A 20,444-nucleotide genomic window follows, 5' to 3' on the forward strand; every position below is an offset into this window, starting at 1 on the left:
TGCGTGTTCATTTCGACATGTGGGAACGGAATACCTTTAAATAGAAGAAGTCTTCCTATTGGAAGACCTAAGTAGTAACCAGGAAATCCATTTATTCAAAGTATAAAGGAAAATTCCAACAAAATAACTGTACAAAATCCATCTATTCGGCGCATCCGCAACAAACACAAAGCGAGCCCCTTCACTTTAACAGGAAAAAGCTGCCTCGCGGCAGCTCTTTCAATACTTCCATCTCTTCAACTCTTCAACAGTTACTATATTTCATCTGTTCATCTGTTCATCTGTTTATTTCTTCAAGTTTTCACCTTCCACATCTCCATCTCCATCTTCATCTCCTCACCTTCCCACCTCACGCATCCCTTAACGGAAACTCGGTTTCGACGATTTATTGTACACAGAGGCGCTTGAACCTCTCGATCCTCTGGAACCTTTGTTGCGTTTAGGCGACAGCACGCTGCCGAGCCCCATGAAGAAGGTAGGAATACCTGCTGCAATTAATACGAGAATCCAATCTTTCCAGCCTAGCGGTACGGTTTTGAAGATCGGTTGGAGCGCTTCGATGTACATAACACCGAGCATGAGAATGAGTGAGGATAGCACAGCGAGAACTAGGTACTTATTTTGCATAGGATTGCGGTGGAATATGGAACGTGAACTGCGACAATCGAACACGTGGATGAGCTGTGCCATAACCAAGGTTGCAAACGCGACACTTTGCGCTTTCAACAAGGTGCCTGCATCTGTTGGATTCACGCGTAGGATGAGCCAGAAAGCTCCCAAGGTGCATACACCGATGAGGATACCACGGGAAATAATTTTCCAGCCTAAGCGTCTTGCGAAAATGCTTTCCTTCGCAGAGCGAGGCTTATGCTGCATAAGGTCTTTCTCTGCCTGATCCACACCAAGCGCCATTGCTGGCAGTCCATCTGTTACTAAATTCACCCATAAAATTTGAATCGGCACAAGCGGCAGCGGCAACCCCGCCATCATAGCGATGAACATCGTCATAATCTCGCCTACGTTAGAGGCAAGCAAATAACGAATGAATTTTCGAATATTTTCATAGATATTGCGCCCCTCTTCAATCGCTGCAACAATCGTCGAAAAATTATCATCGCTAAGAATTAAAGAAGATGCCTCTTTGGATACATCGGTTCCCGTAATCCCCATGGCAATACCGATATCAGCTGCTTTAATCGCTGGTGCGTCGTTGACGCCATCACCCGTCATGGCAACAACGTGTCCATTGCGTTGCAGTGATTTCACAATACGCAGTTTATGCTCAGGGGACACCCTCGCATAGACGTAGGTATCATTGACTTTGGCGTCGAGCTCCTCATCCGATAGCTGACCAATTTGCTGACCGCTCATGGAGACACCATTGGCTGGAATCATCCCTAGCTGCTTCGCAATCGCTTCTGCTGTCGTTTGGTGATCCCCGGTGATCATAACGGTTTTGATGCCCGCCTTGCGGCATTTGGAGATCGCCTCACGTACTTCTTTGCGCGGAGGGTCGATCATACCCGTTAGCCCTACGAAGACCAAGCCATTCTCAACATCCTCATGATCATCGTAGCGATCACTTGCTTTAAGCTCTTTGTAGGCAATCCCTAGTACCCGCAGCGCAGATTTAGCCATGCCTTCGTTGGCAGAGATGACTTTTTGTTTCAATGTAGATGTGAAAGGAATGACTTTCCCCTCCCACAAAATGTAACTGCAATGTTGCAGCAAAACATCTGGCGCACCTTTGGTACAAGCCATACGACCGCTCTCGGAGGACACCAAAACGGACATCCGTTTGCGTTCCGAGTCGAAAGGGAACTCGGCGATCCGTTTATATTTTTCATTCAGCGTACTTTGCGTTATCCCGCTCTTGGCACTTAGAACCACTAAAGCACCTTCGGTTGGATCCCCTTTGATATTCCAAATCGAGGCAGTCCCCTCAGAACCGTCTTTGCCTTTCTTTCTCTTCGCTTCTTGTTTTTCTTCAAACAACGTTGCGTTGTTACACAGAGCTGACACGTGGAGTAACTTTGAAAGCGAAGGATGCTTGTTCGCATCTGTATGTTGACCACTCAGAAGAATTTGACCGACAGGTGCATAACCATCTCCCGTTACCTCGAGCACATCACCACCGACCCACAAATGGGTCACGGTCATTTTGTTCTGCGTCAACGTGCCCGTTTTGTCTGAGCAAATGACGGAGGCGCAGCCTAACGTCTCCACCGAAGGCAGCTTTCGGACGATCGCTTTCCGCTTAATCATTCGCTGAACGCCAAGCGCTAGTGCAATCGTTACAATCGCTGGAAGTCCCTCTGGGATCGCTGCAACAGCTAAACTTACCCCTGCTAAGAACATCGCATAAGGAGGTTGTCCATGCATGATACCAGCCACAACAACGAGAACGGTCAATGCAATAGCGACGATAATTAGGATTTTACCTAACTGCTCCAAACGGTGCTGCAACGGAGTTTCCATGGATTCTGTATTTTGAATCAGATCAGCAATTTTCCCCATTTCCGTGCTCATCCCGATTCGAACAACAACGGCTTTTGCAGTCCCCCGAGAAACCATCGTACCCATGAAGCCTAGATTGCGCTGATCACCCAGCGGCACTTCGTCATGAGGAATAGGCGCAATCGTTTTACTGACGGCAATGGACTCACCAGTTAAGGCGGACTCTTCGATATAGACGCCATTCGTCTCTAGAAACCGAACATCCGCTGGAACTCTGTCACCACTCTCCAAGAGTACAATGTCACCAGGCACTAGATCGCGGGCAGGAATTTGATGAACGGCTCCTTCTCTCCATACATTTGCATTCGGTGCAGACAGTTCTTTCAATGCACGCAGAGAGCGCTCCGCTCGGAACTCTTGTGTAAAACCCAAAATCCCATTCATCACAATAATGACGACGATGGTAATCGCATCTAAATATTCACCTAGCAAGCCGGATATTAGAGTCGCCCCTAACAGCACCAGCACCATGAAATCTTTAAATTGATTCAATAGCAACGTAATTGGCGATACACGCTGCCCCTCTGAGAGCTCGTTTCGCCCAACCTCAGCCTGTCGTTTCCAAGCTTCCTCCCAGGGCAATCCTTGCTGCATATTCACCTGCTGTAACTGCAAGACATCCTCCGAGTTCAACTGGTACCACTTATTCTGACTCATCCGCCCTTCTCCCTCCTACATCCACTTGATCTTGTCTCACACTTTAAAGTTTTTCGAAGAAAAACTCGCTTCGGAAGCATTAGCTTATACGTATTTGTATTCAGACAAGCAGGAAAATATCCCTGAAATCATCTTTCCTGTTCAGAGCCCCTTAAGTTTTGGTGAAAAGTATGGCATCATAGAGAGAAGCAAAGTTGTCTGCCACGAAATATAGAGGCACCCGCAAATGTCGAATGGCAACTAGCCTCAAAGAATGGAGTTGTATACATCATGGCTTTAGACGGACTCGTCCTTCATGCAATTGTTCACGAGCTTCAAATGTATGTAGGAGGCCGCATTAATAAAATTCATCAACCTAGCGAAAATGATGTCGTGCTGCAAATTCGCACCCAAAGGCAGAATGTGAAGCTGCTTCTTTCCGCCAACCCTACGTATCCGCGCGTCCAAACGACGGAACAAGTTACGATAAATCCAATGGATGCGCCTATGTTCTGTATGCTACTTCGCAAATATTGTGAAGGTGGCGTCATTGAGGTCGTGGAACAAATTGGCATGGAACGTGTCATTCGTTTGCAGATTCGTCATCGTGATGAATTAGGAGATATCTCTCTTAAGCATATTATTGTGGAAATTATGGGACGACATAGCAATATCATCTTGCTCGATCCCGTAACGGGAACAATTCTAGATGGCATCCATCATGTGACGCCAGCGATCAGTTCGTATCGGGTCGTCATGCCGGGAAGTGCCTATGTCACACCGCCTGAACAAGATAAGCTAAATCCACTTGAGGTTGATAGCGCAGCGTTCCACCAAGCATTGGAGCGCAAAGCTTCGTCCGATGAGGACTCCACCTCTCCGATTAAACCTGAGCAGCAATTAGTAGCTGCATTCAGCGGACTCAGTCCACTAATCGCTAAGGAAATTGTATATCGGAGCCTGCAAGGTGGAACGGAAAGCGATCCTCAATCGCTTTGGCAGGCGTTCAGCGAAGTCATGACCGCTATGCGCGAGAATCGCTATGAACCGGTCATTGTAGAGCAAGACCCGACAGGCAAGCTGTTCTTCGCGATGACACCACTTACGCATATCAAGGGCACGTCGAAATCATATGCAACGCCTAGCTTGTGTTTGGAGCAGTTCTATGGCGATAAAGCGGAAAGAGATACGGTTAAGCAACGTGTATCTGATCTGTTGAAATTTTTACAAAATGAAGTCAATAAAAATGTTAAAAAACTGGAAAAACTCCAGGATACGATCGAAGATTCCAAGGATGCTGATAAGTACCGCATTCTCGGAGAACTGTTGACCGCCTCGCTTCATACGATTAAGAAAGGCGATAAAGAAGTCCAAGCCATTAATTACTACGATGAAGATCAAGCGATGATCACCATCACGTTGGACCCGCTTCTTGGCCCAGCGGAGAACGCACAGCGATATTTTAAGAAATATAGTAAATTGAAGAACAGCACGGTGATCGTCGAGGAACAAATTGCCCAAACGCACCAGGAGATTACCTACCTCACGACGCTACTGCAGCAGTTGAGCGTTGCCTCTTTGCCGGATATTGAAGAGATTCGCGATGAGCTTATGGAGCAAGGCTATGTGCGCGACCGCAACAAAAAGCTGCGGAAGAAAAAGAAAAAAGATAAACCTGCTCTAGCCTGCTACGAGTCTAGCGAGGGCGTTCCAATCTATGTTGGGAAAAATAATACGCAAAACGAATATCTGACGAATCGTCTTGCTTCTTCCATGGATACGTGGCTGCACACAAAAGACATCCCTGGCTCCCATGTCGTCATTCGCGGTGAGTTCAGCGATACCACTCTACTTGAAGCCGCGCAGCTAGCTGCTTACTTTAGTCAAGCCAAAAACTCGAGTCAAGTTCCTGTGGATTACACAACAATCAAGCATGTCCATAAACCGAACGGCTCGAAGCCCGGCTTCGTCATATATGTGAATCAGAAGACGCTCTATGTCACCCCGGAAGAAGAAGAAATCAAACAATTGAAAGTAACAATCAAGTGAGTTCGGAATATCGGATTATAATACAATGTAATGAGAACCAAAAAACCTATCGAGAATCTCGATAGGTTTTCTCCTTATGTATAGACTACTGCTTGTCCCATTGCTTCGTTAATGAAAGAATATACGCCTTGACTTGCTCTTGCAAATCCGGCCGCTGTAAGGCAAGTTCGATGGTGGCTTCAATATACCCCATCTTGTCCCCAACATCATAGCGATTCGCTTGCATCAGATAAGCCGCCATCTGCTGTTCCTTATTCAGCACGCGCAGTGCATCCGTCAATTGAATCTCACCGCCGCGGCCAGGCTCTTGACGCTCCAAAATGCGGAAAATTTCCGGCATAATAATGTATCGGCCAATGACTGCTAAATTCGAAGGCGCTTGATCACGATCAGGCTTCTCTACGAGATCCTCAATCAATTGATAGTTTGCGTAGCTCGATGCAGGAGAAACGATCCCATATTTGCTAACATCAGCCCAAGGTACTTCTTGAACCGCAATTACGGAAGTTCCCGTCTGCTCATAAATATCCATCATCTGTTTAAGCCCCGGTGGAGAAGATTGGAGAATATCATCCCCAAGCAAAACCGCGAACGGCTCATCACCAATAAATTTGCGTGCACAGAGAATTGCATGACCTAAGCCAAGCGGCTGCTTCTGACGAATGTAATGAACGTCCGCTAGATTAGACACCGACTGCACAATCTCCAGGAGCTGGGTGTTCCCTTTTTCTTCTAGCATCATCTCAAGTTCGACGGATTTATCAAAATGATCTTCGATCGCCCGTTTGTTACGCCCCGTTACGATGATAATATCCTCAATGCCAGACTCAATCGCTTCTTCTACAATGTACTGAATCGCTGGTTTATCGACGATGGGCAGCATTTCCTTGGGCTGCGCCTTGGTTGCGGGCAAAAAACGAGTACCAAGTCCCGCCGCGGGTATAATGGCTTTCCGAATTTTTTTCATTAAACGATCCTCCTAAATGAATTGAGTGAGCCCTGCAACCGAAGCGTGTAATTACAACCTTAAACTCGCTTCGAAAGCCTACCCTTGACGTAATCGTTCCACGACGTCCATACCGATACGTTTCGAGCCGATTGCCCCATGGAAAGCCGTACCCTCACGAACACCATGAAAATCAGAACCTGCTGTGATCAGAAGTCCCTTACGCTCTGCAAGAAGTCGATATCTTTCCTCATCTTCTGGCGTATGATCAGCATGATACACTTCAATGCCATCTAATCCTTGAGACGTAATGGCCTCTACGAGCGCATCATCGTGATAAATACCTGGGTGTGCGAGCACCGCTCTGCCCCCAGCTTCATGGATCCACGAAATCGCCGTAGCCGGCTCGATACGAGGCGGATTAGCATAGGCAGCTGCACCCGTAGCCAAATAGCGATCGAAAGCTTCCGTTATCGTGCTCACATAGCCCTTATTCATAAGCACAGCAGCAATATGCGGCCGTCCAACCGTATCGCCTTTGCGCTTTACATTGGCAACTTCTTTAAGAACTTCCTCCATCGTAATGTCAATGCCGAGCTCCTGTAGTCGTGCAATGATCATCTCATTGCGGGTATCCCTCGTGTCACGTAAAGACGACAAGCGTTGTAGAAATAGTTCATCGGCAATGTTCATGTAGTACCCTAGAATATGAATGTCCTGACCGTTAGCCACTGTAGAAATTTCTACCCCAGGAACAACGACAATGCCCATTTCCAAGCCTGCCGCGAGGGCCTCTGCCACCCCTGAAATGGTATCATGATCGGTAATCGCAATTGCACCTAATCCTGCTTCTACAGCCATTAAGACATTCGCTCTTGGCGACTGTGTACCGTCCGAAGCTGTTGTATGTGAATGTAAATCTGCTGCCATTCGATCCCCCGTCCTTCTCACCACATAAGAAAGTATAAGTTTTCGACTATCAAAAACAGCTTTCTTATTGGCGATAAAATCCACATCTAAACGCGGTCGCTCATCTCTGAAAATAGCCTCGATAAAGGTTTTCTCATAGAAAACGACTTAAATCTTCTTGTCTCAAGAATGTCATGAAGCTTACGGCCGAAATCGGCAGCAAAGTCGAATTTAAATAAATCGCATAAAAGCTGCGCTCAAACACAATATTCTCGATTTTCTTCACTTTAAAAAGGCCTAGCGTTACCTCATGCTTCACCGATGATTGGGAGAGGATCGAAATACCTAATCCCGCTTCAACAGCTGATTTGATGGCGCCAGTGCTGCCTAACTCCATTACGATCTTCATGGAAGAACAATCCATATTGCAACGCGCGAATTCTTCCTCCATGACCCTCCTAGTACCTGAACCTTGTTCACGTAAAACAAACGGATACTTCAACAACTCTTCTAAGGTAACGACCGGAACATCTGCCAGGGGATGGTCCGAAGGCACAATGAGTCTCAGCTCATCACTAAGAATGGGTTCCGTATGCACGTCTGGATGATGAATCGGTGCCTCAACAAGACCGAAATTGAGTTGATGACTAAGCACCTCATCCAAGATTTGTGCCGTGTTCATGACTTTCATAGAAACGGAAATATTGGGATAATCCTTGCTGAATGGGCCAAGAAGCCGTGGTAAAATGTATTCTCCCATCGTTAAGCTAGCGCCAAGCTGAAGCCGCCCTTCGATCATCATTGTAAATTTCGACATGGCGACATCCGTGTCACGAATAAGCTCAATGCTATTCTTGGCAAAGGGTAACAGGGCTCGTCCCGCCTCGGAAAGTTCGATCTTCTTCGTGCTGCGATGAAAGAGCTTTACGCCAAAATAATCCTCAAGTGACTGCACCTGCATCGTCACGGCAGGCTGTGTCATATGTAACGCACCGGCTGCATGGGAGAAACTGCCCTTTTCCGCTACGGTATAGAAAATGTGTAACTGATGAAAATTAAGTGCCATGATATACCGCCTCTCTTTGCTCCATTATATGAAATCGAACCCGTACAGTCCATCAAGACGACAAAAAAGAGTACATCTGCCTTAACGCCAGACATACTCCTGTTCAATGACAAGTTTAGCGCCGCTTGCGACTATTCTTGATAAGCGTCATACGACGAGAGTGTCTCAACCAGGAATAGTACGATTTCAAATCGCGGAGCTCCATAGTCTCTGACATTTTGCCAAGAAAGGTTACAATAATCATTTTGTGCAGAGGATTGCCTACAAGATCCGTCTCATGCTCCAAGTGTGAAAATTCGGCAACTACCACCAAATCATCATCAATTAAATACACATCTTCTTCGTTCCGATAATAAGGGACCATGTTATCATTTTTCAGCTTCTCCCAAAGAAACGCACAGATTTCCTCAAGTGAATTGTTTTCGCTAGAAATACGATCGCTCCATCTTAGCTTAGCATGATTCGTGATCACGATATCCGCCACTTTCTTATCACCTAGCTGTACGAAGAATGGTTCGTAAGTACTCCATCTCCCCATAACCTTATCTTTCATGATCACATCCCCTTTCCTATTTAAATGGGACCGAATACCTACTCCCAGAAGTTCTGTAAGTTATATTTTACTGTATTATAACTTTTTTTCCCATGGAAGAATATATAAAATTATTAATAATTATTTATGAAGGCAACAAACTATGCCTAATTTTCGGAAAATTGAGAAAACTTCTAACAAAGTCATTCAAAACAAGAACAATTAAGGGTCCTTATGGTGAGAAAAAAAGAAAAAAGCTTCTCACGAAGCTTTCATTTTGCACTGCAGCCTCAAAGCGTGTAAAATCTAGTTTTGTCAGGAACGTCACTATTATACTCTGTTGGAATTTCATTGCGATATGACTTCTCTACTTTTTTGACGTAAGGCAACTTAAGTAGACTGCGCGTCGTCTCTTCCAACTTGCTGGCATGTATATAAAGAACGGCATAATTCATTTTTTTGGATATGTAATGAAGGGAACCGAACCGCTCCAAGTTTCTGGCGGCTTTGATATCGTTAACCCAAATGATTAATCCGCTTCGCTCAATCATCATGATTGCAACCTCTTTTCAATAATCCTAGTATGGAGTGATCTCACAACATGAAGCCATCAGACACTATTGTCCGCGTGTCTCGCGGACGTATAACAGAAAGTATACATCGCATCCACCTTGCTGTCGTTGATAACCAAGGAACGCTCCTGCATCGTGCAGGCGATCCGCATCTGCTTACCTTCGCCCGTTCGACGGCGAAGCTGATTCAAGCCTTGCCGGTCATTGAGTCCGGCGCGGCTGATCATTTCGGCCTGACAGAGGCCGAAATTGCCTTATGCTGCGCTTCCCACAATGGGGAAGACGAGCATGTAAGCACGGCCCGCGGCATCCTAGGCAAGCTAGGGTATCATGCCAAGCATCTGCAATGTGGTGCGCATGAACCTTACCATGCGCCAACCTCACAGGCGATGCGTGAACGGGGAGAATCCCCGTCGACTTTACACAACAATTGTTCGGGCAAACATTCGGGGATGTTATCCCTAAGCAGTTATCTTGGGGCGTCGCCAGATACCTACATGAGCCCCGAGCATCCGGTTCAAGTCTCCATGCTAGAAGTCGTGAGTGCCATGTCAGACGTGCCTAAGGAGCAGATAGAGCTCGGAATCGACGGGTGCGGTGTCCCTGTGTTCGGGATGCCGATCAACCAGCTCGCGCTCGCTTTTGCCCGATTGGGCAACCCTGAAGGGCTGCCTGCCCAGCGTGCAAACGCTTGCCATAGAATTGTCAATGCTGTGCGAAAATATCCTCAATTCCTCGCGGGAAGCGATCGCTTCGATACGCGATTAATCGAGGTAACAAAGGGCCGAGTCATAGGCAAAATGGGCGCTGAAGGCATCTTCGCCCTCTCCATACCCGATTTAGCCATTGGCTTCGTCTTAAAAGTAGAAGATGGCAACATTCGTGCCTTGTATCCCGCAGTCACAGAGGCATTAAAGCAGTTAGGCTATCTCTCAGAAACCGAAGTCAGTGATCTCAAGGATTTCCATACACCTGCCGTTCACAACTGGCAAGGAACCGAGGTCGGACGCATCCGCCCCGATTTCCGCCTGTAGGCCGCTTTTGATCACGAAGTTGTCCAAGAAGCATATTCGACATCGAATATTGAATTCAGCCGGAAATTCCGGTGCTCACGTAGCTCACACTACGCTCCGCTCCTCATTTCCTAGCTTCTTTCAATCTTCTCGGTGCTGAAAACCGGATCTTTTGATCACGAAGTAATCCTTACTAACCGCAATTCCCGCTGCAGCTTCCACCGGAGCTGCAGCCTTTGCCGGTTGGCAAAGGGTTATTGCTTGGCACTTTGATCGAATCGGACACCGCGTGAGCAATCGTCGTTGAAACAGTGAATAGCAAGTCATCCAAACGATCTTCCGCTTCTTTATACTTACGAACCGCCTCAACAGCGAGGAGTTTCTCTTGCACGTCATTCACGGCTGCTAAGGCATCGTGATAGCTCGGATGGTAATGCCCAAAGCGCTCGCATTCCTCAAAGGCATCTTTCTTCCTAGCAAAGACAATTTGTAAATCTTTCACTTCTCTGCTGTTCTCAACCTCGGTCTTCCAATATAAATAATCTGCAACTTCCGCAGAAGAATTAATCATATCACCCATATCGTAGGCCTGCATAAGGATAGCCGACATATCCAGTGTTTCTGTTTCCAATGTTTGTAACATTATGACAACCTCATCCTTCCTCGCGAAAAAGTTTATAACACTTCTATCATATCACAGTTCGCGAAGAGTTTCTTCCTTTTCTCGTACTGACCCATCGTTGATTCCTGGTAATATGAGCTTCATTTCTTTCCAATCGTCGCTGGTCCAAGCAATCTCCTCATATTCTTCCCACCCCTCCAGAATCCACCCTGTTCGATCTTCGCGGAGCATACGGGGGATAATGAAACAGTCACGCCCTTCTTTTCTCAACTGAAGCACACTCTTCCATTCAATCGCTTTACGGATCATATCCTTCCGTGTGGAAGTATGATAGTCCCGCAACTCTTTGATCCAACTTGCAGGAATTTGCTGCATATCTGGGTACAAGTCTTCCCGTTTAGGCAAATACGGATCAATTTCATACAATTGAATCGTGTCTTTCGAGTAGCATAGGCTTAGTGCAGGCCCATTCCATGAAGGCATCTCTTGCTCTCCTTCGTTCGAAGCATTGGGAGCTAATCTTGGATTGGGATGGAAACCCATCGCTTCCAGGCATTTCGTCAAATGTTTCACTTGTGCCCGCGGAACAATAAAATTGTTTTCTCCCAATCGCTCTCCGAGCACATTGCGACACTTCTCATTCCGGAGCAAAGCTTCCGCAACCTCACTTGATTGACAGCGAAGCAGCGTCACATCCGTTAAAATGAGCTTTTCCTTCTGCTCTTCCCACTGTTGTAAGGTGATGATCACCCCTTCCGGAACGTCATAATAAGCATGCTCTCGCAGAATTCGAATCACTTCTGAACTCCTGAGACCATGATCTAACGCGCGCCCAAAGCTTTCTTTGGTCAAATGATAGGTACGTACGAGATCGATGTTCTGAAGGTCAGCAAATGCGGCAACTGCCCATTCTAAGCGTAGAGAAGCATCAGGGGGTAAAAGCACATCGAAATCGGGCTGAACATAGAGAGAGGGAACGGCTTGAAGTGATCGATCATCCGAACACATATCCGAAGTCAGATTAGGTGCAATCAGCCATCTGAACCAGAAACCGCCTTCATGATCTTCCGCCAATTCAATAAACCGAAATATAGTCAAAGGTCTAATCCAGACCGCCATCAACTCCTGACCAAGAGCCTCTTCATCCATTGATTTAGGCCCAATTGAACAGCAAGTGCGGATGGTTTGCACCAACTCCGATAAGCTGTACCACTGTAAGACAGTCGCCCTCTCCATAGATGCAATTCCATGCTCCAGCCACACAGGTGCGGGAATCAAAGCTTGCCGCCAAATACGATACAACTGAGCTTGCTGGTGTTCATAGGAATATTGAAGCCAGTTCTCGAAATGTTGATGATGAACTAAGAATCGGTTGCCCACTTCATTTTTATAGAGAAAGCCCATGCGCATGCCTAATTCAAGCATTAAGGCAGCAGGCTCTTCATACACGTCAGTGAAGGCGTAAGTTAGTCCTGAGGATGTAAGAATTCTTGCAGGTAAACTCACGTGTTCAGTCACCTTCAGCAACTGCTTCTTATGTAAGGTTCCTTTATTCGTAAGGGAAAGCTCTGGCTGCCGCGAGCAGCTAACCATGCAATGAAACAATTGCTGGGCAAGCCCACGTGGATTCGATGGAGTACTCCCATCTTCAGCCATCTCGATCACACGATCACTGAGATCACTTAACTCCTCTAAAGCACACGGCTTGAGGAGCTCTGCGACGGGAAAGATTAAGTTCTGCCACCCAGCAAAGGCATCCTCAGGCAGCGTATACAACTGTTCGCCCCATGTTTTACGGAAAGCAACTATAACACCATATCGACGAAGTCCCCATAACCCCAAACTGACTTGAGCACCAGCCATTTGGAGCACCGCTTCCTTCTCCAGCCTCTCCCTCGTAAAAGGCAGACAACCGAACGTTGACATTACCAGACGCAACGTACGTCTCTCATCAGACGAAAGCTCACGATACAGTTCCGCTAAATGAACAGGCAGCGTAAGAATCTCTTCTAATGTCTTCCCTGACGAATGAAGCGCAGCGCACCACGGTTGTCTCACAATGGACTCCTTTAATGAAACTGGCATCTTCCTTTCCATCTGTTCGTACTTCATTAGCCATGCTACCTCCTCATCCTATGCTTTGTTCCAGCTTGAAATCTCATATTGATAGCCTTGCTCTACAAGAAAGAGCTGCCTCTTCATGGCGAAATCCTGTTCTTTCGTGTCTGCACTAACAAGTGAGTAGAAGACAGCCTTATTCTCACCGTGTTGCTTCGGCCGAAGAATACGCCCCAGCCGTTGTGCCTCCTCCTGCCTCGAACCATAACTTCCCGATACCTGAATCGCAATTGCTGCATCTGGGAGGTCGACAGCGAAATTGGCCACTTTGGAAACGATAAGAAGTGGGAGTTGCCCTTTTTTGAATCGCTCGTAAAGCTCTTCTCGACGTTCATGTGGGATACTGCCACAGATCATGGGAGCACCCGTATGCGCAGCAATTTCTTCAAGTTGATCAATATATTGACCGATAATTAACGTCGGTTCATCGGGATGAAGCTTCAGTAGATGATCGATAACCTCGAGCTTCGCTGTATTCTCCCCCGCAATTCGGAACTGATGCCTAGCTTCTGAGGCGTGGTAACGATCGCGGTCCGTAATCGATAGCGGTACGCGCACTTCTTGGCAGGTCACCTTAGCGAGCCACCCCATCGTCTCGAGCTGCTTCCACGCCATATCGTATTTCTTGGGGCCAACCAAGGAGAACACATCCCCCTCTAACCCATCTTCTCTAATTAGCGTAGCAGTTAGACCGAGCCTGCGCGTGGCCTGTATCTCCGCAGTCGCACGAAAAACGGGAGCTGGCAGCAGGTGAACCTCATCATAAATGATGAGGCCCCATTCCCTTTCACTAAATAGCCGCAAATGCGAGAATTCAGCTTCTTTGCTACCGCGGTACGTAAGAATTTGATAGGTTGCGATCGTGACGGGTCTGATCTCCTTTGTCGAGCCATTATACTCACCAACCTGTTCGCTAGTTAGGCCCGTCTTACTTAATATTTCCCGCTTCCACTGCTTCACAGATGTTACATTCGATGTGAGAATCAGTGTTGCACAGCTAGCATCCGCCATTGCAGCGATTCCCACTACCGTCTTACCCGCTCCACATGGAAGAACCAGAACACCGCTGCCCCCATGGCCAACCTGCTGAAAAGCGTCTACAGCTTGCTTTTGATAATCACGTAGTTGGAATGGCTCATCCATCCCACCTTCCTCACGCCAAGGAATCTCTAGAAATTCGCCGCTGCGGTAGGAAGCAAGATCCTCTACGGGATAGCCAAGTTTCATTAGCTCTTGCTTCAAAATCCCACGATAGCTTGGTGATATGGCAATAGCCCGTTCACCACGGGCATCCTTAAGATATTTTTGCAGGGATTCATAGGCGCAAATTTCTTTGAAAACGACAGTATCCTCGCTTACCAAGAAGAGCTCCTTGCCCACATGCAGCATGCGGAGAAGTCCATAACGCTTCGTATATTTGCGAATCGTGCTAAGAACAGATGACGGAACGCCGAATTTGGCATACTGCTGCAAGCAAGATGTCATCTCTTCCAACGCCATACCTGCTGCAGCTGCATTCCATAAAGACAATGGAGTAATCCGATACGTGTGAAGATGTTCCGGACTTTTCACGAGATCCGCAAAGCGAGCCAGCTTACCTTGGAGCTTATCAAATTCTGGATGATTCGTTTCAAGGAGGACAGATAAATCGCTCTGAACGATCAGAGGCTTTGAAGGATCCATAGTCAATCGCGTATTCCCTCCTTTTTCCTTTAGTATGAAGGGAAAGTACTTGATTTAAACATGGACTCCATGCTAACGTATCTCAAAAGACTTTATACACGGCTATAATCCCGACAATGACGAGGGCAAATAGGGACACCCAACTTGCAAGGACACCAGGACGCACGCCAACATTCTTCTCTTTCGTGTACCAATGTGCTTTACGCGCGCGCGCTTCAATATCTTTCACATGATCCTCGAATTTTTTCTCTATCTCGTATAAGTTCCACATGGTAATTCCCCCCATCCTTTGGTTGGAATTGATTTTAACATGGCAAGAAGTACCAGAGTTATCTACAATAAATGATCGTTTCGATCGAAAATAGTGATGGTTGAGGAGTGCATACAGATGGATCTTACCTTATACAAAACACTGCTCGAAGTAGCGAAGTGGCAGAACTTTACGAAGGCTTCCGAGAAACTGGGCTATGCACAGTCTAGTGTGACCTCCCAAATTCAAAAGCTAGAGATCGAATACGGGGTTGAGATCTTTGAACGCATTGATAAGAAGATGAGGCCAACGCCTGCAGGGGACATTTTACTGCGATATGCAGCGAAAATACTGAAATTATATGAGGAATCCAAAATCAATGTGGCTGGTCAAACGACGGGGAGCTTCATGATTGGCACGCACGAGACAACACTCTTTTCCTATATGCTGCCGCCATTCCTCGGTGCTTTCAAAAAGTGCTTTCCCAACATTACGATTACCATCCATGAATTATTGGAAAATGATACATCCCGTGCGCTAAAGGCAGGCGAATGCGATTTAGGGTTCATCGTCGACAAGGAGCTGAGCGATCCCGATTTGATCTTCAAGACGATTCAAGAAGAGGAATTTGTCATTGTGGCAGCACCCGATCACCCCTTAGCCGCGAAATCTGCTATTGTACCCGAGGACCTCAATGGCGCTGAAATTCTCATGTCAATTTCAGGAGGACGTTGCCGCAAATTGTTTGAAACGATGCTGCGTAAGCATAACGTGCAATATACACTCACCTATGAAATCAATAACTATGAAACGATCAAAAAATGCGCCATGCACGGGCTTGGCCTTTGCTTACTACCAAGAACGACTGTATCGACGGAAACACAAAACGGGCAGTTAGCGATATTACCGCTAAACTACCCGAACTTTAGATTGAATGTGCAATTATGCTATCATGCCAAACGACAATTATCTGTACCCATGAAAAATTTCATTGGGCTGATGTGCGAAACTACTCCACACGAACGGCTTTCTCTTGAGCAATCAAACACAATTCAGCCGCTTTGAACGTATGCGCTTGTGTCATCGCATTTTCCGTACGATGGATGCAATCCAGAATCAACTGCCCGAAGAAAGGAAAGCCTACTTGTCCATGTAGACTGTAGTGCTTTTCTCCTTGTTGGTTGACGAGATACAACTGATCACCCTGCGGATCGCGAGCAATATCAATATACTTCCGCATCTCGATATAGCCTTCTGTGCCAAGAATTAACGTACGCCCGTCTCCCCATGTCCCTAAGCCACTAGGTGTCAGCCAGTCTACACGGAAATAATTCGTCGCCCCATTGTCCCCAATCAGTGTCGCATCACCGAAATCCTCTAACTCCGGATAATCCTTCGCATGATAATTGGCTACTTTACTGCTTACAACCGTCGCATCTTTACAGCCCGAGTAGAAGAGGAACTGCTCAATTTGATGGCTGCCGATATCACATAGAATACCGCCGTATTTATCCTTCTCGAAAAACCACTCTGGACGACTTGGGGCATTCAAACGATGAGGGCCTAAGCCAATAACTTGAACCACGCGACCAATCGCGCCTTCTTCAATCAACTGACCCGCGAAAACAGCACTCTCCACGTGAAGTCTCTCACTGTAGTACACAGCATATTTACGTCCTGTCGCTTCCGCTACAGCCTTAGCTGCAGCTAGCTGGTCCAGAGAAGTAAATGGTGTTTTATCCGTAAAGTAATCCTTGCCATGCTCCATCACACGAATCCCGAGAGGACCACGTTCTGAAGGTACCGCAGCGGAAGCAACTAGCTTCACTTCAGGATCAAGTAGAATCTCCTCTTCAGATGCAGCAACCTGTGCCTGCGGAAACTTCGCGACAAATGCCGCTACTTTCGCAGGATCTTGATCATACACCCATTTGAGTTCCGCACCAGCTTCTAGAAGCCCGTTACTCATGCCATAAATATGACCATGATCCAACGCGATTGCTGCAAAGGTAAATTCCCCTTTTTGAACAACAAGGTTCGGTTTCCCTTTTGGCGCATAATTCATGCCATCATTTTTTTGCATATCGAATATCCCCCATGATCTTAGACATCAAGTGTTTTAAAAGCGCCTGCTTCTTTACTTGATTTGGAATTTTTGATTTTCTCCTGCAAATGCTGTTCGAAAAGATCTTCGTCAATCGGCAGATCAACCCAGTTGTCTGTGAAAGTCGAGAGCATGATCGCATTGGAAATCATTAAGCCTTTGATGCCTTCTGCTCCTGGAGCAATCAATGGTGTTCCATGAAGAATCGCATCAACGAAGTTCTGTGTGATTCCCATATGGCCCGTTTCTGTACCTTCAACTGGGATTTCACATTTCCAACATTCCGGTTGACCAAAGCCACCTTTGTACGTTTCATTGAATTCTCTCTCGGAAACGCGCAAACGCCAGAACGTCAATTTGCCATCTTCAACGACAATTTTACCGCGGTCGCCAGACAACTCGAAACGATTCGTCCCTGGTGCTTCACCTGTTGTCGTTACGAACAATCCTGTTGCGCCGTTTTCATACTCGACGAATGCCGTAACATCATCTTCAACTTCGATATTGCGGTGCTTCCCGAAGTAACAGAACGCACGAACGCGCTTCGGCATCATGTCAATCGTCCACTGCCATAGGTCCAGTTGATGCGGATCTTGGTTAATAAGTACACCGCCGCCTTCTCCTGCCCAAGTTGCACGCCAGCCGCCCGAATCGTAATAGCTTTGTGATCTATACCAATTGGTAATAATCCAGTTCGTTCTGCGAATCTCACCTAGTTCACCAGAAGAAACCAGATCCTTCAATTTTTTATAAAGAGGATTTGTACGTTGATTGTACATCATGCTGAATACTTTACCGGAAGCTTCTGCCGCTTCATTCATTTGACGCACTTGTTTGGTATACACGCCAGCTGGCTTTTCACAAATAACATGCAAGCCTGCTTGGAAAGCGCGTACAGCTGTTTCAGGGTGATCATAGTGAGGCGTTGCAATCAAAACCCCATCAATTAAGCCAGAAGCCAGAAAATCATCCAGATTGTCAAATAACTTGACACCTTCACCAAGATTTTCCTTAGCCCACTCTAGACGATCTGCTCGCGGTTCACAAATAGCGGTAAGAACGCCGCCCTTGACTTCATTTTTCACTAAATATTTGGCATGTCCAGTTCCCATGTTACCTAGACCAACGATACCAATCCTTACTTTCTCCACTGTACGTCACCTTTTTCTTGTCAGATTCACAATTATTGAGCACGTTTTCACTTTAGCATATTTAAGGGAGAGCATCTTGTCGCAGATTGACTACCTTATTGCGAACTTTGACAGTTACACACGATTGAGAGCAAGTTTACTGTGCAGTTGCAGGTAATTGAATAGTTACCGTCGTTCCCACGCCAAGCTTACTTTGATAATGGATCATACCGTGGTGCTCTTCAATAATCGTAAAACTCACCATCATACCAAGCCCAGTCCCTTTTTCCTTCGTCGTGTAAAAGGGTTCACCGATCCGAGGCAGTCTATCCTCTGAAATACCTTGGCCTTGATCCACAAACTGCAAGTTGATGCCGTTAGCTTGGTTTTGAGCAGTTATAGTCAGTATGCCTCCAGTTGGCATCGCTTCAATCGCATTTTTGATCACATTGACAAAAACTTGCTTTACTTGATTTCGCTCGCAATTGACCGACGGAAGAATCGTATTGGCAATCCGTATAATCTCTACGTTATTCATGATGGCTTCTGTATTTAATAATTGAATGACTTCATCAAGTATTGTTAATGGATCGTGCGGCATGTAAGCAATAGCTTGTGGCTTCGCTAGAATTAGAAGCTCGCCTAGAATCAGCTCAATCCGATTAAACTCTTCTTGCATGATGTGATAATAGCGGAGCTTACTCACTTCGTTCGCATGGCACATGAGTTTCACAAAGCCCTTCAGCGCTGTCAGCGGATTGCGAATTTCATGTGCAATACCAGCTGCCAATTGGCCAGCAACATGTAATTTCTCCGTTTTCCGTAGCAGCTCCTCTGTCTGCTTTTGAATCGTAATGTCTTGAACCGTCCCGAATAAACATAGTGCTCTTCCCCACTCGTCATACGTGGTTCTTGCTAGGGTATGCAAGAATCTTGTTTCGCCTCTTATTACAGTTCGATAGACGAGATCTAATGAGCCATGTTGAAGCGCATTTTTGATAGCCGCTTTCGATTTCGACTGGTCATCGGGGTGAATACTCTCAAGAAGGTCCTCGATAGGCATCTGCTTCACATCATTTTTACAACCAAACAATGCGTTCAATTCATCGGAGATGTACACCATGTTAAGAATGGTATCCCACTCATAATGGCCTAATCCTGCGATTTCTTGCGCAATTTCCAATGTAGCTTTACTTTGGATTAATTCATGTTCAATTCGTTTGTGAATGGTAATATCATGAACCAATCCACGTACAGCCATTCGTCCCCCATGTAGAACCACTCGCTCGATCTGAGAACGTAAATGGCGGATATCGCCATCTTGCCGTATAATTTTGTATTCTATATCTGACATTCCATCCCGCATTGCCTGCTGAATCGCGAGAGATACCTTCTCTCGGTCATCTTCTAAGATAGGTTCAACGGCTTTACACAAATCAATTCTTAAAGCAGGTTCAAGCCCGTATATCCGAAACATCTCGACCGACCAAGCAATTGAATCCTCATCCAAATATCGTTCAAAACTGCCGAATTGACCTAAACGTTGTGCCTGAACGAATCGTTCTTCAACGACCTTGCGTTCGGAAATATCCCGCCAAATCCCCAAACTCTGGGTACGTTTACCGTGTTCATCCGACAGCCACTTGAAGTTATTTTCCAACCATACATACCAACCGTTCTTGTGAAGGAAACGACAGCTGACTGTGCCTTGATCACTCTCAGCATACTCTTTGTCATGGATGAAAATTTTCTTCAGTCCATCGATATCTTCTGGGTGACAAAAAGCCAATACACTAGAACCGTACATATCCTCCAGTTCATACCCAAGAAGGTTTTTTATTGATGCTGAAACAAAAAGCAGAATGCCATCCTTGGATGTTAACGTAATGAGATCTTGAACATAATTGGTATAATTCTGATAGAGATTCTTTTCCATGTCCAAATGATTCTCAAGCATCTCTGTTTTACGAAGTATAATATGTAAGTTCTCACCGACCGGAAAGGCATTAACATGTATCCACTGATGGGATGGCTTTACATACTCTTTGAATGATGTTTCATGGCCACTTTGCCGAGCTTGATGAAAATGACTATAGGAAGCCTGCCGAATAGCTGTGGGAAACTCAGCCCACGCCATTAAACCAATAAGCTCTTCAGGTGATCTATTTAAAATTCTTGCACCGTAGTCGTTTACGTATATAAAATGCCAGTTTGAATCTAGAATGATAAATCCCATGGAAGCGTCTTCTTCAAACGTGTTCATCTTTTTTATACGGACCCCCTTCACTATTTCGTTA

At 46.2% G+C, this 20,444-nt stretch carries 16 protein-coding genes; 3 read left to right on the forward strand and 13 right to left on the reverse strand.

Going from position 1 to position 20,444, the window contains the following annotated elements; all coding sequences use genetic code 11:
- Nucleotides 1-360 precede the first annotated feature (360 nt).
- A complete protein-coding gene (locus A8708_RS31365) occupies nucleotides 361-3,174 on the reverse strand; it encodes a calcium-translocating P-type ATPase, SERCA-type (RefSeq protein ID WP_068670473.1) in 2,814 nt (937 codons plus the stop codon).
- Nucleotides 3,175-3,444: 270 nt separating this feature from the next.
- On the opposite strand from A8708_RS31365, the gene A8708_RS31370 reads away from it, so the two are divergent.
- Nucleotides 3,445-5,202 carry an Rqc2 family fibronectin-binding protein gene (locus tag A8708_RS31370; RefSeq protein ID WP_068670474.1) on the forward strand — a complete coding sequence of 586 codons (1,758 nt, stop codon included), beginning with the start codon at nucleotides 3,445-3,447 and terminating at the stop codon, nucleotides 5,200-5,202.
- 85 nt (nucleotides 5,203-5,287) lie between these two features.
- Here the strand turns inward: A8708_RS31370 and galU are convergent, their stop codons facing one another.
- From galU to A8708_RS31395, 5 genes are all read right to left on the reverse strand, one after another.
- Nucleotides 5,288-6,169: a UTP--glucose-1-phosphate uridylyltransferase GalU gene (galU, locus tag A8708_RS31375; RefSeq protein ID WP_068670475.1), complete on the reverse strand. Its 882-nt coding sequence runs from the start codon at nucleotides 6,167-6,169 to the stop codon at nucleotides 5,288-5,290.
- A gap of 78 nt (nucleotides 6,170-6,247) precedes the next feature.
- On the reverse strand, nucleotides 6,248-7,078 hold the full coding sequence (locus A8708_RS31380) for a PHP domain-containing protein (protein WP_068670477.1): 831 nt from the start codon (nucleotides 7,076-7,078) through the stop codon (nucleotides 6,248-6,250).
- Nucleotides 7,079-7,211: 133 nt separating this feature from the next.
- The gene (locus tag A8708_RS31385; RefSeq protein ID WP_068670479.1) at nucleotides 7,212-8,123 is read right to left on the reverse strand and encodes a selenium metabolism-associated LysR family transcriptional regulator; all 912 of its coding nucleotides are present in this window, start codon (nucleotides 8,121-8,123) and stop codon (nucleotides 7,212-7,214) included.
- Nucleotides 8,124-8,238: 115 nt separating this feature from the next.
- On the reverse strand, nucleotides 8,239-8,676 hold the full coding sequence (locus tag A8708_RS31390) for a hypothetical protein (RefSeq protein WP_068670481.1): 438 nt from the start codon (nucleotides 8,674-8,676) through the stop codon (nucleotides 8,239-8,241).
- A 269-nt stretch (nucleotides 8,677-8,945) separates the two neighbouring features.
- Entirely contained in the window at nucleotides 8,946-9,209 is a 264-nt protein-coding gene (locus A8708_RS31395; protein ID WP_068670483.1) for a YlbG family protein, read from the reverse strand.
- 47 nt (nucleotides 9,210-9,256) lie between these two features.
- Between A8708_RS31395 and A8708_RS31400 the strand changes: the two genes are divergently transcribed.
- Nucleotides 9,257-10,261 (forward strand): asparaginase, encoded by a 1,005-nt coding sequence (locus tag A8708_RS31400; RefSeq protein WP_068670485.1) that lies wholly within the window; start codon nucleotides 9,257-9,259, stop codon nucleotides 10,259-10,261.
- A 172-nt stretch (nucleotides 10,262-10,433) separates the two neighbouring features.
- On the opposite strand, the gene A8708_RS31405 is transcribed toward A8708_RS31400, so the two are convergent.
- The 4 genes from A8708_RS31405 to A8708_RS31420 form a co-directional block, all read right to left on the reverse strand.
- Entirely contained in the window at nucleotides 10,434-10,883 is a 450-nt protein-coding gene (locus tag A8708_RS31405) for a YlbF/YmcA family competence regulator (RefSeq protein ID WP_068670487.1), read from the reverse strand.
- Between the two features lie 51 nt (nucleotides 10,884-10,934).
- A complete protein-coding gene (locus tag A8708_RS31410) occupies nucleotides 10,935-12,974 on the reverse strand; it encodes a helicase-associated domain-containing protein (protein WP_068670489.1) in 2,040 nt (679 codons plus the stop codon).
- A 21-nt stretch (nucleotides 12,975-12,995) separates the two neighbouring features.
- The gene (locus A8708_RS31415) at nucleotides 12,996-14,663 is read right to left on the reverse strand and encodes a DNA repair helicase XPB (RefSeq protein WP_068671023.1); all 1,668 of its coding nucleotides are present in this window, start codon (nucleotides 14,661-14,663) and stop codon (nucleotides 12,996-12,998) included.
- A gap of 82 nt (nucleotides 14,664-14,745) precedes the next feature.
- Nucleotides 14,746-14,934 (reverse strand): hypothetical protein, encoded by a 189-nt coding sequence (locus A8708_RS31420; protein ID WP_068670491.1) that lies wholly within the window; start codon nucleotides 14,932-14,934, stop codon nucleotides 14,746-14,748.
- A gap of 117 nt (nucleotides 14,935-15,051) precedes the next feature.
- On the opposite strand from A8708_RS31420, the gene A8708_RS31425 reads away from it, so the two are divergent.
- The gene (locus A8708_RS31425; protein ID WP_167355948.1) at nucleotides 15,052-15,978 is read left to right on the forward strand and encodes a LysR family transcriptional regulator; all 927 of its coding nucleotides are present in this window, start codon (nucleotides 15,052-15,054) and stop codon (nucleotides 15,976-15,978) included.
- Here A8708_RS31425 and A8708_RS31430 read toward each other — a convergent pair.
- The 3 genes from A8708_RS31430 to A8708_RS31440 all read right to left on the reverse strand — a co-directional run bounded on the left by A8708_RS31430 (nucleotide 15,923) and on the right by A8708_RS31440 (nucleotide 20,410).
- The gene (locus A8708_RS31430) at nucleotides 15,923-16,996 is read right to left on the reverse strand and encodes a Gfo/Idh/MocA family protein (protein ID WP_068670493.1); all 1,074 of its coding nucleotides are present in this window, start codon (nucleotides 16,994-16,996) and stop codon (nucleotides 15,923-15,925) included. The genes A8708_RS31425 and A8708_RS31430 overlap by 56 nt on opposite strands.
- A gap of 20 nt (nucleotides 16,997-17,016) precedes the next feature.
- The gene (locus A8708_RS31435; protein ID WP_068670495.1) at nucleotides 17,017-18,168 is read right to left on the reverse strand and encodes a Gfo/Idh/MocA family protein; all 1,152 of its coding nucleotides are present in this window, start codon (nucleotides 18,166-18,168) and stop codon (nucleotides 17,017-17,019) included.
- A 136-nt stretch (nucleotides 18,169-18,304) separates the two neighbouring features.
- Nucleotides 18,305-20,410 carry a PAS domain-containing sensor histidine kinase gene (locus tag A8708_RS31440; protein WP_068670497.1) on the reverse strand — a complete coding sequence of 702 codons (2,106 nt, stop codon included), beginning with the start codon at nucleotides 20,408-20,410 and terminating at the stop codon, nucleotides 18,305-18,307.
- Nucleotides 20,411-20,444 lie beyond the last annotated feature (34 nt).

This window comes from Paenibacillus oryzisoli (genome assembly GCF_001653565.1).
Classification (GTDB): Bacteria; Bacillota; Bacilli; order Paenibacillales; family NBRC-103111; genus Paenibacillus_E; species Paenibacillus_E oryzisoli.